This is a genomic window from Microbispora rosea, assembly GCF_900156315.1.
GTDB classification, from domain to species: domain Bacteria; phylum Actinomycetota; class Actinomycetes; order Streptosporangiales; family Streptosporangiaceae; genus Microbispora; species Microbispora rosea.
The window spans coordinates 253,605-266,854 of the sequence record NZ_FTNI01000006.1 but is presented as its reverse complement, the minus strand read 5'-3'; the positions used below and the strand labels follow the sequence as shown (position 1 = coordinate 266,854).

General features: G+C 69.0%; 12 protein-coding genes. 5 read left to right on the top strand and 7 right to left on the bottom strand.

Features of this window, described 5'->3' with window-relative positions; translation table 11 throughout:
* Position 1: 1 nt before the first annotated feature.
* On the bottom strand, positions 2-694 hold the full coding sequence (locus BXA11_RS11640; RefSeq protein ID WP_308441031.1) for a HEAT repeat domain-containing protein: 693 nt from the start codon (positions 692-694) through the stop codon (positions 2-4).
* Positions 695-751: 57 nt separating this feature from the next.
* The gene (locus tag BXA11_RS11635) at positions 752-2,440 is read right to left on the bottom strand and encodes a glycosyltransferase family 39 protein (protein ID WP_159454763.1); all 1,689 of its coding nucleotides are present in this window, start codon (positions 2,438-2,440) and stop codon (positions 752-754) included.
* A 504-nt stretch (positions 2,441-2,944) separates the two neighbouring features.
* Here BXA11_RS11635 and BXA11_RS41280 point away from each other — a divergent pair.
* Positions 2,945-3,847, top strand: a complete 903-nt coding sequence (locus BXA11_RS41280) for a VOC family protein (protein ID WP_083744155.1) — start codon at positions 2,945-2,947, stop codon at positions 3,845-3,847.
* 66 nt (positions 3,848-3,913) lie between these two features.
* Here BXA11_RS41280 and BXA11_RS11625 read toward each other — a convergent pair whose 3' ends face one another.
* The gene (locus BXA11_RS11625; RefSeq protein ID WP_143734201.1) at positions 3,914-4,546 is read right to left on the bottom strand and encodes a hypothetical protein; all 633 of its coding nucleotides are present in this window, start codon (positions 4,544-4,546) and stop codon (positions 3,914-3,916) included.
* A 204-nt stretch (positions 4,547-4,750) separates the two neighbouring features.
* Here BXA11_RS11625 and BXA11_RS11620 point away from each other — a divergent pair, with 204 nt between their 5' ends.
* Both BXA11_RS11620 and BXA11_RS11615 read left to right on the top strand, forming a co-directional pair.
* The gene (locus BXA11_RS11620; protein WP_076434566.1) at positions 4,751-5,974 is read left to right on the top strand and encodes a sensor histidine kinase; all 1,224 of its coding nucleotides are present in this window, start codon (positions 4,751-4,753) and stop codon (positions 5,972-5,974) included.
* On the top strand, positions 5,971-6,630 hold the full coding sequence (locus tag BXA11_RS11615) for a response regulator (protein ID WP_030505639.1): 660 nt from the start codon (positions 5,971-5,973) through the stop codon (positions 6,628-6,630). Before BXA11_RS11620 ends, BXA11_RS11615 begins: the two co-directional genes overlap by 4 nt.
* A gap of 48 nt (positions 6,631-6,678) precedes the next feature.
* On the opposite strand, the gene BXA11_RS11610 is transcribed toward BXA11_RS11615, so the two are convergent.
* The gene (locus tag BXA11_RS11610) at positions 6,679-8,487 is read right to left on the bottom strand and encodes a hypothetical protein (RefSeq protein WP_076434494.1); all 1,809 of its coding nucleotides are present in this window, start codon (positions 8,485-8,487) and stop codon (positions 6,679-6,681) included.
* 371 nt (positions 8,488-8,858) lie between these two features.
* On the opposite strand from BXA11_RS11610, the gene BXA11_RS11605 reads away from it, so the two are divergent.
* Entirely contained in the window at positions 8,859-9,734 is an 876-nt protein-coding gene (locus BXA11_RS11605) for an alpha/beta fold hydrolase (RefSeq protein WP_076434493.1), read from the top strand.
* A 90-nt stretch (positions 9,735-9,824) separates the two neighbouring features.
* Here BXA11_RS11605 and BXA11_RS11600 read toward each other — a convergent pair whose 3' ends face one another.
* On the bottom strand, positions 9,825-10,706 hold the full coding sequence (locus BXA11_RS11600; protein WP_076434492.1) for a helix-turn-helix transcriptional regulator: 882 nt from the start codon (positions 10,704-10,706) through the stop codon (positions 9,825-9,827).
* A gap of 172 nt (positions 10,707-10,878) precedes the next feature.
* On the opposite strand from BXA11_RS11600, the gene BXA11_RS11595 reads away from it, so the two are divergent.
* The gene (locus tag BXA11_RS11595; protein WP_076434491.1) at positions 10,879-11,655 is read left to right on the top strand and encodes an SDR family oxidoreductase; all 777 of its coding nucleotides are present in this window, start codon (positions 10,879-10,881) and stop codon (positions 11,653-11,655) included.
* A gap of 220 nt (positions 11,656-11,875) precedes the next feature.
* Here the strand turns inward: BXA11_RS11595 and BXA11_RS11590 are convergent, their stop codons facing one another.
* Both BXA11_RS11590 and BXA11_RS11585 read right to left on the bottom strand, forming a co-directional pair.
* On the bottom strand, positions 11,876-12,346 hold the full coding sequence (locus BXA11_RS11590) for a DUF4265 domain-containing protein (protein WP_239104927.1): 471 nt from the start codon (positions 12,344-12,346) through the stop codon (positions 11,876-11,878).
* A 269-nt stretch (positions 12,347-12,615) separates the two neighbouring features.
* Positions 12,616-13,143, bottom strand: coding sequence for an FAD-dependent oxidoreductase (locus BXA11_RS11585; RefSeq protein ID WP_076434490.1), 528 nt, complete (start codon positions 13,141-13,143; stop codon positions 12,616-12,618).
* Positions 13,144-13,250 lie beyond the last annotated feature (107 nt).

Below are 13,250 nucleotides of genomic sequence, written 5' to 3'. Positions count from 1 at the left end.
GTCACCCCTCCTGGCCGGCCGTGCCGAGGACCGCGACGCGCTTCGCCTCCTCGATCGCGAACTCGAATCCCGCATCCGGATCGCGTAGCAGCCGTTCCGTGGCGATCGCGTGCCGACGCACGCGAGGGTCTTGATTCTGCATCGCGCCGCGCAGGAACGGCACGACCACCTCACCGAGCCCGATAAGCGCCCGGCTCAGGCTCAACTGCGTCTCACGCTCGCCGCGTCCGAGCTGTGCCGCCAGCACCTCGGCCAATTCGGATTCTTCCTCCTCGGGCACGAGTACGACCGCTGCCCGCCAGGCGCTCCGCGCCACCTCGTCGTCGGCGTCGGTCAGCAGCGCCCGTGTGATCGCGGGCCACGCCCGCCGATCTCCGATCTTGGACAGCGTGTGCAACGCCTGGCTCCGCGCCTGCGCACGCTCCGAACGAAGTTCGTCCACAAGCTTCGGAACCGTCATCGACGACGAGTGGCGGGTGAGCGCCCACGTGAGCATGTCGCGCACGTAGAAATCCGGCTCGATCGCGCATCGTTCGATGAGCTTGTCGATGAACCGCGGGTCCGGGTTCGTGCCGACCGCCAGTACCGCCTTGAGCCGCACCGACGAGTTGCCGTCCTCCAATCCTCGAAGAGCGCGCAACGTGTTCGTGTCGTCTTCCGGCATGGTCATCGTGACCGCCACCTCCTCGGCCACAGTGAAGACCCTGCCACTGTGTCAAGGTCAAGCGGAGTCCGCCCCGGGGTGATCCGGTCAACCGCCGCAGTGGTTCTCGGCGAGGGACGTGTTCGCGTCCGGGCTGCCGAGCGACATAGCCGTGTTCCAGTCGGCGCAGGCGGCGCCGATGTCACCCAGCCGGGATTCGGCCACTCCACGCTGGTGATACGCGTCGGCGTACTGGGGGATCAGCCCGATCGCCGTGTTCAGATCGGATATCGCGCCGCGCGGGTCACCCAGTCCGATCGCGGCCACTCCGCGGGAGTAGTAGGCCTCTGTCAGCTGCGGGTCGTAGGCGATGGCCGTGGAAAGGTCCGCGTACGCGCCCGAGTAGTCCTTCAGCGCGATTTTGGTCTTGCCGCGCTCGCTGTAGGCGACCGCGAAGGTCGGAAGCCGCGACACCTCGTAGTCGAGCTCGCCGAGCGCCCCGGTGTAGTCGCCGTTGTAGTACTTGATCAGGCCGAGATAGTGGTGCGCCAGGACGAAGTCCGGGTCGAGTTCCTCGGTGCGCTGTAGATCCGTTGTGGCGCCGGTGTAGTCGCCGCCGCGGAATCTCGCGATGCCCCGGCTGCTGTACGCCAATGCGACGCCCGGCTCTTTGGCGATGGCGTCGCTCATGATGGTTTCCGTGTTCCGCCAGGCCGTGTTCCGGATGACGGTCAGCGTGGTGAAGAGGACCGCGAAAACCGCCATCGCCCCGATCGCGCCGGCACGCAGCCGGCGATCGCGGTGCCGGAGCGCCGCGTCCGCGAGATATCCGCAAATGAAGAACAGGCCGAGATACGGCAGGTACGCGTAGCGGTTCGCGTGGTAGCCGTCGATGAGAAGCACGGCCTGGGTCGGCGCGATGGTGACCGCAAAGAACCCGAGCCCGAAGACGACGATTCTGCGCGCCGGCCTCACCAGCCACAAAGCGGCGCCCCCGGCTGCGAGCACCAGCGGGAAAGCGTAGAGGTACCAGGGGAAGGGCTTGTGGGGGTAGGCGTAGGCGAGGGACAGGTGGAACGGATAGACCGCCTGCACCAGGTGGTTGACCACCGCCGAGCAGGTCAGGAGGATCCGGTCGGCAACGGTGTATCCCTGCGGGGGGATCACGTCCTGCCGCACGTTCAGCGCGACGAGAACCGTGACCGCGGCGATGACGGCGAACGGGATCTTCTCCAGGAACAGGCGCCGGCTTGGCCTGCGGCCCTGCACGTGGTCCACGAGGAACAGCACCAGGGGAAGCGCGACGGCGGTCGACTTGGACAGCGCGGCCAGCCCGAACAGGACCACGGACCAGGCCAGCGGCTGCCGGCGCAGCGACCTGACATATCGCAGGTAGACCAGGATCGCGGCCAGGGAGAAGAGCGTGGCCAGCAGGTTGCTGCGGGCGGAGATCCAGGCGACCGTGTCGACGTTCACGGGATGGATCGCGAACGCCCCCGCGACGAAGCAGGCCACGAAAGCGCGCTCGGTGAGCCGGCGGAACAGCAGGAACACCAGCACCACATTGGCCAGGTGCAGCATCAGGTTCGAAAAGTGGTAGATGCCGATCGCGCCCTGGCCGAACAGATAGTCGATCGCGTACGACACGTACACCAGCGGCGTGTACATGAACTGCAGCGGCGTGGTGAACCAGTGGCCGATGTTGGTCGTGCTGAAATCCCGGATGGAGACGTTGTCCACCACGCCCTCGGGATCGTCGAAATAGATGAAGCCGTTGCCGAGCCCGCTGGCGTGCACGGCGAACGCTCCCGCGACGATCAGGAACAGAATCTGCCGGTGCAGGGCAGGATCCCGCGTTCGGGCCGTGTTTCCGCGTGCGGCGGCATAACGAGCACCGTGGTGAACGGCCGGATGAGCGGGCGTCATCACACGCCTCCAGTGAGCGTCGTCGCTGTCGGGCGTCCCAGTCCCGCCGGCGTTCTTCGGCCGGCTTTCCGGTCGTCCGCGACGAGGCCGAAGGCGGGCGTTCCCGGAAATCCTGGACCGCCTCGGACTGTACGCCCGCGCTGATCGGACCCGGTACCGGTCGCGGCCCGCTCCGTCCGGCGGAGGCGCCTGACCAGGCACGCGTGTCCACGGCGGGGAGGTCCTCGTCTGAAAGGATCAGATCGGCGGCCGCCGTGCTCTCCTCCGGCTCGGCCTCGTGGCGGCCGCTGCCGCCCCGGGGACCGCGGAAACGGACCTCCGCATCAGGGCCCCGCGCCGGGGACGGTCTCACCCGCCGGTGTATACAAGGCGAATATGTCAGCGGATACCTTTACGGATTCGACCGCATTCCTCGCCTCCAAGGGCGCCGCCGGGCTCCCTCACCCCGGCGGCACGCTCCTGGAGCACCTGCACCGCGTCGCCGCCCAGCTCAAGGACTGGGACGCGCCTGAAGAGGTGCAGCTCGCCGGCCTGTGTCACGCGGCCTACGGCACGGACGGCTTCGGCCACCGGCTCCTCGACCTCGCCGATCGCGCCGCGCTGGCCGAGGTGATCGGGGCCCCGGCCGAGGCGCTGGTGTACCTCTACGCCTCGTGCGACCGCGCGGCCACCTATCCCGCCCTGCGCTTCACGGACCGGTTCACGGGCCGGCGGGTCGACCCCTCCGCCGCCGAACTCCGGGCGTTCATCCTGATCACGGCCGCGAACGAGATCGACGTCGCCCGGCACAACCCGGAGATCCGCGCGAAACACGGGACCGCGCTCCACGCGTTCTTCGCCCGCAACCGGGACCTGCTGCCACCGGCCGCCTGGGAGGCCGTCAAGGAGACCTTCGCCGTCCGCATCGCGAGCCTCGATCACCTGGTCCTGACCGTGGCCGACATCCCCCGGACTATCGACTTCTATCGGGACGCCCTGGGCATGGAGCCGGTGACCTTCGGCGGCGGCCGCCACGCGCTCGTCTTCGGCTCCAGCAAGATCAACCTGCACCAGGCCGGAAACGAGATTCGGCCACACGCCCTCCGCCCCGTGCCGGGCAGCGCCGACCTCTGCCTGATCACCCACTCGCCTCTGGATCAGGTGGCCGCCCATCTAACCGCCGCGGGCGTAACCATCGAGGAGGGCCCGGTTCCCAGGACCGGCGCGCTCGGCCCGATCACCAGCCTGTACATCCGCGACCCGGACCACAACCTCATCGAGATCTCGACCTACGACTGAGGACGTATCAGTGGCTCACGCCCGGACAGCCGTACCGCGAAGTGCCCCCACAGCGAAACGAGAAGATCAGCTCCGGGTCCCGGCGGCCGGCTGCCCGGCCGTCGCGGGGGTATGGTCCGGCCGTCCCCGCACGGCGAAGACGCCGATGGCGAACAGCGCCGCGAAGAAGACGCCGTCGGGCACCAGGAACCAGGCCCCGGGCAGCCCAAGGGCGCCGAGGAGGCACGAGACGATCAACGCCACCCCGATCCACCACGGCAGCGTCCGCGCCCGCAGCACGGCGATGCCGAGGCAGATCGAGCCGACGACCAGCGCCAGGAGCGCGACACCCTCGAAGGCGGCGAAACCCGGCGGTTCCTGCGCGGGGATGCCGCCGTGGCCGGCCAGATACGGTTTGACGAACGCCTCAGTGGTGCCCTCGCCGACATTGAGCATCACCAGCGCGGCGAACACCCCGGCGTAGCCGGCCATGTGCAGCTTCGGCGCACGCCCGGCGAAGGTCAGGATCACCGGCAGTCCCAGCGCGACGACGACGTCCCCGACCAGCGCGATCCCCTCGAACAGCGGCCAGTTCTGGTATCGGAACACCTCGTCGCCGTTGCCCGGCGCGAGCAGGTTGGCGGCGAGGTAACCCGCCAACGCGACGATCGTGCCGGCGACGAGCGCCCACCCGGCGAGGCGTCTCATGTTCACGGTCATGGTCTCCTCCATGGTTCGCAGCGCCAGGCGCTGTGCGCAAAGGCCGTCCGCCGGCTGCGCGTCCTCAGCGTCGGCCCTGCGCACCCGCGGCGTCGTCGTACCGGGGTCGGCACCGGTCGATACCCCGGTCGCGAACCACGCGACCGGAAATGCGACCTGCGGATGACGCCACGCGAGCGCGCCCGTAGGTAACTTGCGGTTGTGATGGACGTGACGAACCCGGCCCAGTCGCGGGTGGAGTCGCCGACGCGTGCGTGGCTGCGGCACAGACCGGCCGGGCTGCTCCCCGACGCGCTGCTCGCCCTTGTGATCACCGGCTTCGCCCAGGCCGACCTTTCGTTCCATCTCGACAACTCGACGCCGTACGGCCCGATGCCGGCCGTGGTCGCCTCCACGCTGGTGGCGACCTCGATCCTGGCGTTGCGCCGGGTGACGCCGCTCGCCACGGCCGTCATCATCGCGGTCGCGATCGCCGGGCCGATGCTGGTGACGCCGCTGACGGTCACACTGTGGGGCGACTTCCTGCCCATCCTGGTCGCCACCTACTCGGTGGCCCGGCACAGCGAGCCGGCGCGGGCCTTCATCGGCCTGGCGGCCGTCGGCGTGGGCTTGGTCGTCGTGTTTCTGCGCAACCCCGAGTCCGGCACCGTCGGCAACATCCCGTTCGTCGCGGTGCCTCTGGCGGTGTGTTTCGTCGCCGGCCGGGTGCTGCGTGCCCGCGCCCGCAGCCACTCCGACGACCGCGCCCGGGCCCGGCGGCTGGAGGCCGAGCGCGAGGGAGCGATCCGAGCCGCGCTCGCCGAGGAGCGCGCCCGCATCGCGCGCGAGTTGCACGACATCGTGGCCCACTGCGTCAGCGTCATGGTGGTCCAGGCGGGCGCCGCCGAGGACCTGCTCGACCGTGACCCGCAGAAGGCGCGAGCACCGCTGCGCTCGGTCCAGGAGACCGGACGGCAGGCCGTCGGGGAACTCGGGCGCATGCTCGGCCTGCTGCGCGGGGAACGGGCCCGGCTCGCGCTCAAGCCGCAGCCAGGCACGGCCGATCTGGCCGAACTGGTCGGCCACATGGCCGCGATCGGCCTGCCCGTCGAGCTCACCGTGGAGGGTTCGAGCCGCCCGCTTCCACCCGGTGTGGACCTGACCGTCTACCGGATCGTGCAGGAGGCGCTCACCAACGTGCTGAAACACGCCGCGCCGACCACCGCGCACGTCAGATTGCGCTACGACGACCAGTCCGTACAGGTGAGCGTCCGCGACACCGGGCGAGCGGGCGGGTCGGGCGGAGCAGGCGCCAACCGCGTCGGGCACGGCCTGATCGGGATGCGCGAACGGGTCGGGCTCTATGGCGGCTCACTCGAGACGGCGGGCACGCCCGGCGGTGGCTTCACCGTGACGGCGCGGTTGCCGCTGGAGGCGGGCCAGCGATGATCAGAGTCCTGCTCGTCGACGACCAAGCCCTCGTACGCGGCGGCTTCCGCTCGATTCTGGAGGGTCAGGACGACATCGAGGTGGTGGGCGAGGCGGTCGACGGCATCGAGGCCATCGACCGAGGGTCGGTGCTGCAGCCCGACGTCATCCTCATGGACATCCGCATGCCACGCCTGGACGGCATCGAGGCGACGCGCCATCTGCTGAACGGCGGCACCTGCCGGGCGCGCATCCTCATCCTCACGACATTCGATGAGGACGAGTACGTCTACCAGGCGCTGCGGGCCGGGGCGAGCGGCTTCCTGCTCAAGAGCGCTCCGCCGCGCGAGCTGGCCGGGGCCGTCCGTACGGTCGCCGCGGGCGAGGCACTGCTGGCACCGGAGATCACCCGGCGGATGATCGAGGATTACGTCCGCCGCCCGCGGCCGGGCTCTGACCGCCCGGCCGGACTCGAGACGCTGACCCCACGCGAACTCGAGGTACTGCGGCTCATCGCTCGAGGCCGCTCCAACGCGGAGATCGCCGCGGAACTCTTCCTCAGCGGGCCGACGGTCAAGACCCATGTCACCCGCATCCTCGGCAAGCTGGGTCTCCGCGACCGCGTCCAAGCCGTGGTCTTCGCCTACGAATGCGGCCTCGTCCACCCCGGCCGCTGACACGGCCGCGCACCAACGGCCCCGGCCCCGGCTCGCGGCGTATGGCACTCACGACCACAGCTCTGCCTGTGATCGGCCGCCGGCGCCGCGGGCCACCGCCCTCCGACCGCCCGAAGAAGGGCTGTTGAAGGAGAGCGCGCGCCCCGCAACAGGTCGCGGCTTCAGCTTGAGCCTCTTCCTCGACGCGCCCGGGAAGACGACGACCAGGTGCTGCTCCTCTTCTGCATCGTCGACCCGCACGTAGACACGGAGCCGGTATCGGCCCTTCCCCGCGATCGCCAGGTTCGGCATCGGGGCACCAGCGCCCACCTCTCCGCCCTCGCCCATCTCCGGCACGGTGAGCTGGCCGCTGCGGCTGACGATCGGCACCTCGTTGACCTGATCCCATCCGGCCGTCCGCTGCGGCGGCGGGGTGCGGAAGGCCTTCACTGTGAGACAAACGTCGGCGACGTCTGCGACATGGCCGATGAGCACCGCGCTGTCGGTCACCCCGACGCGGGTGCTGTCGTCGTAGACCTTGCCCATCGCCTGCTCCGCCGCCTCGTCGGCCGCCTCGTCTTCGGGGTCGTGGACCAGATAGCCGGGATCGCCGTCGACGAACAGGAAGTAGTTGGCCGTGGCCTGGACGACGCCCTTCGTCCGGGGCCACGGGTCGCGGCACTTCGCGTTCTTCTCGGCGATGTAGGCGGCGTTCGCCGCCTCCGCCTCCGTGGTCGACCACAGCAGCTCGGGATGGGCTGCGCCGACGATCTCCGGGCAGACGTAGACGAGGTCCCACTGGTCCGCGCTGCGCGCGGACGCGCTCCCGGCCCGCGTCAGAAGCGCCCGCTGCTCGTCGCGGTCCTTCGCCCGGCACAGCGCCCGCCCGTACGCGAGGATCTCCTGGTCCGACAGGCTGTCCGGGAACATGGGCGGGACTCCGCCCTCTGTGCTCCGCGCCCGGCACAGGAACGCGGCGTCGCGTTCCGCAGGTTTCAGGTCGCCGAAGCTGGGCCGGTCGTAGCAGTCCATCGACCAGCCGGTGTAGGTGAGGTGCGGGGTAGCCTCCGGGTGGATCAGTGCGATGATCGGCAGTACGGCCACGGCCGTCACCGCGACGCGGATCACGCGCCGCCGCGCGGGCGGCAGGTCCGCCGGGCGGCCCTCGGCGGGCAGTTCACGGGCGGTCGCCGCGATCCACACGGTGCCGACGTATCCCAGCGCGTCCATCATGACCGGCACCGTCATATCGCCGCCGGACATTCTTCCGAAGACGTCGAGCGGGAACACCAGCGCGTAGACACCCACTGACAGCCACCCGGCCGTCTGCGTGCCGCGGCTCCAGCGGCCGTCGCGGCGCTGCCCGACGAGCGTGATGAGGGTCGCCGCCACTCCGCCCAGCATCAAGGCCAGTTCGACGATGTAGCCCGATCCAAGCTCCGGGAGGTCGAGTTCGTCGAGCAGTACGTCGGCCATCGCGGCCAGTTCGACCGCGAACACGGCTCCGGCCGCCGCGCGCAGCATGCGGGACCGCCAGCGGATGACGAGCAGATAGAGGACGTCGATCGCGGTCCACAACGCGAGCTGGAATGCCGCATCGACCGCGTCGGGGAGCAGCGCGATCGGATACCGCAGCACGAGGGCGTACGCCACCGCCAGATACAGCAGCCGGCGCAGTGCCTTCGCCCGGCGGTCCAGCGGTCCCGGCGCGGGAGCACGCAGGATCAGCCACAGGAGCGCGGCCTTCACGAGAGCGGCCACGAGCAGCGCCACAACCGTCGGGGTGTCGAACCCGCCGCCTATGTAGAACTCCGCAACGGCCGGCGGCGACCATTCGACGGCAGCCCAGAGCCAAGCGTCGCCGAGCACCAGCCCCACGACCGCCGCCGCAAGAACCAGACCTACTAAAACAATCCTGATAATCCGCCAGAAGCCATTCGGAGGCACGGGATGCGATCTTAGTGGGGCACCGCCCGCACAGCGGGACACAGCAGAACGAACGGTCCCGCCGATCAGATTCCATGACCTTCGATGCGATGAGGTTTCGGAGAACCAGGGACTCCGGGGTCTCCATATGCCCATGATTCGGCTTCCAAGGCGTCAAAATCCCGAGGAACCCCCCGATGTGTGGTACGGCAGCACACTCCACAGTGTTCGCAAGGGGACAACACGACGGGAGGAGCAGCGTTCACGCTCAGGCCGCGCTGATCTCCGGGTAGTCGGCCGATAGGCGACTGGAGGCGTTTGCCATGCCTTTTTCGCAGCCGACACAGGGCTTCAGAATCTTCTACGAACGCTCGGGCCACGGAACACCTGTTTTGCTCGTACACGGCAACCCGGGAGATCACATGGAGTTTTCCCGCGTGGTGCCGCTTCTGGGTGACACCGTAGACGTGGTGACCCCGGACCTGCGCGGGTACGGGAAATCCGACAAACACCTGAAGGACGTCGGCAACGCCTATTCACTCAGCGGCCAGGTCGACGGTGTCATCGCGCTCATCGACGAACTGGGCATCGGCAACGCGGTGCTGTGCGGGTACGACGTGGGCAGCTTCACCGTCCAGACGCTCGCCATGAAGCGCCCGGACCTGGCGCACTCCCTGGTCATCGCACCGCCGACCATGGGCGTCGGGCGGCGAATCCTGGAGGAGAAGGCGGTCAACGCCTTCCTCCACGCGATCATGTACAAGACCAGACTGGTCGAGGACCTGATCGACGGAAAGCCGGAAGCCGTCCGTGCCGTGCTGCGGGAGAATCTGGTGAGCTGGTCGCCCCCCGGCTCCCCAGCGGTCGACGCTCTCCTCGACCATCTCACCGGGAATCACTCGGAACCAGGCGCATTCCTGGCCAGCGCGATGTGGTTCCGCCACCCCGAGGGCAACCCCATCACCTACTACGCCAACGAGACCAAACCGGCGCCGGGTGACAGGTTTTCGAAGAATGTCACCATCCTGTGGCCGGACAGCGATGCGCTCTTCCCCGTGGAATGGAACGACACGCTGGACGACTACTACAGCGACTACGACCTGCACATCATGGAGAACACAGGGCATTTCAGCCCCGTCGACTCTCCGGAGACCTGGGCGGAGCACATTCGCAAGCATGTGCGGGCCGCCTCGAAGTAGCGAGACCCCGGCCCGGCTCACATAATCGAGCGTCGCGGAAAGCGTCACTGGGAATGACAGCCCCTGCCGAGGCCGAGGGTTTGTGCGGCATCAGCCTGAGGGCGGCGCGGGCCGGGCCGATTCTCGGTCAGGGGCGGGTGCGTTCCAGGACTCGAACAGGCGCAGCGCCTGTTCGGTGGGCGAGTCCGGTTCCACGTTGTAGACGTACAGGGTCTGTTCCGCGTCTCCGGGAACCGGGAAGGACTCGAAGACGAAATGCAGGTCACCGACGACAGGGTGATGATGGAGCTTCGCACCGTGGGTGCACCGTAGCACCCGGTGATCGTTCCACCAGGTGGTGAAGTGCGGTGACCGCAGCATGAGCTCGCCCACCAGGTCTGCGAGTTGCCGGTCGTGGGGCCGGCGACCGGCCTCCAGGCGAAGGATTCCCACGGTTTCGGCAGCGATGCGTTCCCAGTCGCCGACGGTCTGCCGGGCAGAGGGGTCGAGCAGGTAGTAGCGGGCCAGGTTGCGGGCCGGCACGGGCAGGGCGTCGAAGTCGGTGAGGACGGCCCGGGCCAGTCGGTTGGAGGCCAGGACGTCGGTCCGCCGGCCGAGGACGAATGCCGGCACGTGCTGCAACGTCCGCAGCATCAGGTGAAGGCCTGGACGGACACGCTGTGGGCCGGTGTGGGCGCGGCGAGCGGCGGCGTTCGGCCGGCTCAGCAGATCACGCATATGTTCCGTCTCGGACGCGTCCAGGTGCAGGGCCCGGCCAAGAGCCTCAAGGACTTCGGGCGAAGGGTTGCCGGCCCGGCCCTGTTCGAGCCGTGTGTAGTACTCGGTGCTCACCCCGGCGAGCCGGGCGACCTCGTCGCGACGCAGTCCCGAAACCCGGCGCGTGCGGCCGTCCTCGGGCAGCCCTGCCTGGTCAGGCTTCAGGCGGCCACGCCGGATACGAAGAAAGTCGGCGAGCTCGCTTCGGCTGTCCATACCCCCAGTGTGACGTCTCGCATGTGCGGCGTTTCCGGTGTGGGTGGCCCTGCCGGTACCAGTCTCGGCAGGGTACGGCAGGTGCTCTTGGCGGTGGGTCCGGCGGTGGTGTGCTGGATGGGCGGCCCGGATGAACGGACCACCGCCCGAAAGTTCCACGGAAGGTACCTCCATGACCTCGCAGACCTCTGTCGCCCCGCTTGCCCGCCGTGTCACCGTCGTGACCGGCGCATCCAGCGGCATCGGTGAAGCGACCGCTGAGCACCTGGCATCGCTGGGAGCGAAGGTCGCCGTGCTGGCCCGGCGCGAAGACAGGCTCGCCGAGCTGGTCTCCCGCATCGAAGAGAAGGGTGGCACCGCCTTGGCGATCGCCGCCGACGTGACCGACGCCCGAGCCGTACGCGCCGCCGCCAGCCGCGTGAAGAACGACCTGGGCGGCGCGGACCTGCTGTTCAACAACGCAGGCGTGATGCTCCCGGCTCCGATTCAGGAGCTGGCCGGCGACCAGTGGCAGCGCCAGATCGACCTGAACATCACCGGCCTGATGAACGCCATCGGGGCGTTCGTTCCCCAGCTGGTCGAGGCGGCCGCCGAACGCGGCGTCGGCGACCTGATCAACACTTCCTCGATCGCCGCGCAGAACCTCTTCCCGAACTTCGCCGTCTACTCGGCCACCAAGGCCTATGTCTCGCACCTGTCCCGGCACCTGCGTATGGAGCTGGGCCCGAAGAAGGTGCGGGTGTCGGCGATCGAGCCGGGCATCGTCGGTACGGAACTGCAGAGCCACGTCACCGACGCCGGGGCGCTGGAGTGGCTGGAGGGCTCCAAGCAGACGATGGAGTGGCTGACGTCGGAGGACGTCGCCCACACCGTCGGTTTCCTCGCCTCCCAGCCGGCACGGGTCAACCTTCAGCAAGTCACGATCATGCCCACCGGCGAGGCCAGCTGATCACACCCCCGGCGCCGCCGTCCCGATCCGAGCGGGCGGCCGGACGTGGCCGGGACACCCGGGACTCGGCCACGTCCCGCCGTCGTCGACCGGGACGGCCTCGTGAGCGCGCCACCCGCCCCGGACTGGGCCTGAGGTCCTCATCGTCCACCGCCGTCCGGCCTCGTCCACTCCGGTCGTCACCCGGTGACCGCCCTGGATGAGAGGACGTGCCCGGCTGCTATGCCGTACGCCAAGCATCCCCGACGCAGGCCTCTTGGTAGTCCCACCATCCCGCCTCCACGCCTCGGTTCAGCTCTGCTTTTACGGCGCGGACGTCGGCATCGGAAGGCACGCTGAGAGCGACGAGTGGGAATTCCGCGCTGTACGCCTCCGCTCCGATGCCCAACGGAGCGAATACCTCGTGCACCGCCCTGGCGGTCGCCTTCGGCCCCCCACTGACCGGCAGCACGAGGATTGTGCACCTACCGGACCATTCGACGCGCTCCTCGACCCATCGGACGCCATCGGCGTCCATGATGAACCGCACGATGTCGCCCTCGGCAGCGCCGTCGACGAAGAACGGGACGTTGTCCACCTGTGCGAGATCCCCGCCGAGCGGGGTCGCCCACACGCCTTCCTGGTCGAACTGCGGCCATCCCTCACGCGGTACGAACCGGTACCAGACTTTCACTCTGCCATCAGCATTCATCGCCGTGCTCTCGGACCAGGGGGAGACCATGCTGACGATCGGCTTCCGCTCGACCCCAGAGGTCCGGACTCGCGCGGACCTCAGCCAGGACGACGTCGAGACCTGAGTCGAACCCATCTCGGTCCTGCGGCACGACCAAAGCCCTACGAATTGCGCACAGATTCTGCTCTGGAAGAGGACCTGCAGGAGTGAGCTCCTGTGGTTGCGCGCTCATGCCACCAGCGTACGCACGGGGCCCGGCGCGACTCAGGCAATCGCAACGCCCTTCGTCATGACCGCTTGAGGGGTCGTCGGGTGTCCACTGCGCCCGTGACCGCGAGGTGGCGGCGGCTCGGCAGCATCATGGTGGGGTGGGAGACGCTCCAGGCCGCGCTGGCGCAGATCATCTCCTTGATGCGGGCGGCGGTCCGCTTCGACGCGCGTGATGTCGGCATGGTCGTGAACCGTGATGCCGAGCGGTCCAAGGCCCCGCGCAAGTGGCGCTGCGCCTTGTCGCTGAGCCAGCCGCCGACGCGGCCGCGGGCGGCGATGGCCACCTCAAGGTCCGGGTGGGCTTCGGCGATCTCGGTGGCCGCCTCGATACCGGTCAGGCCGCCGCCCACGATCAGCACGGTCCCACCGGGCTTCACCTCGCTCAGGCGCGCCCGCAGCCGGAGAGCGGCCTGCTTGCCGGCCACGTTGTAGGCGTGCTCCGCGACACCAGGGACGCCGTGATCGGCGCCGGCGCTGCCCAGGGCGTACACGCGGGTGTCATAGGCGAGGGTCTCACCGCCGAGGTCGACGGTCTTGCCTTCCACATCGACAGCGGTGACCCGCGCGGTCCGGACCTGTACGCCGGTGCCCGCGTAGAGGTCGCGCAGCGGATCTTCCCGTCCTCCAAGTAGACGGCGGCAGCACCACCTGG

What these genes read in the sequence shown, in the direction of transcription:
- BXA11_RS41280 (WP_083744155.1), top strand. Translation starts at nt 2,945, where the DNA reads ATGTCAGCGGATACCTTTACGGATTCGACCGCATTCCTCGCCTCCAAG.
- BXA11_RS11625 (WP_143734201.1), bottom strand. Translation starts at nt 4,546, where the DNA reads ATGACCGTGAACATGAGACGCCTCGCCGGGTGGGCGCTCGTCGCCGGC.
- BXA11_RS11620 (WP_076434566.1), top strand. Translation starts at nt 4,751, where the DNA reads ATGGACGTGACGAACCCGGCCCAGTCGCGGGTGGAGTCGCCGACGCGT.
- BXA11_RS11615 (WP_030505639.1), top strand. Translation starts at nt 5,971, where the DNA reads ATGATCAGAGTCCTGCTCGTCGACGACCAAGCCCTCGTACGCGGCGGC.
- BXA11_RS11605 (WP_076434493.1), top strand. Translation starts at nt 8,859, where the DNA reads ATGCCTTTTTCGCAGCCGACACAGGGCTTCAGAATCTTCTACGAACGC.
- BXA11_RS11600 (WP_076434492.1), bottom strand. Translation starts at nt 10,706, where the DNA reads ATGGACAGCCGAAGCGAGCTCGCCGACTTTCTTCGTATCCGGCGTGGC.
- BXA11_RS11595 (WP_076434491.1), top strand. Translation starts at nt 10,879, where the DNA reads ATGACCTCGCAGACCTCTGTCGCCCCGCTTGCCCGCCGTGTCACCGTC.
- BXA11_RS11590 (WP_239104927.1), bottom strand. Translation starts at nt 12,346, where the DNA reads ATGAATGCTGATGGCAGAGTGAAAGTCTGGTACCGGTTCGTACCGCGT.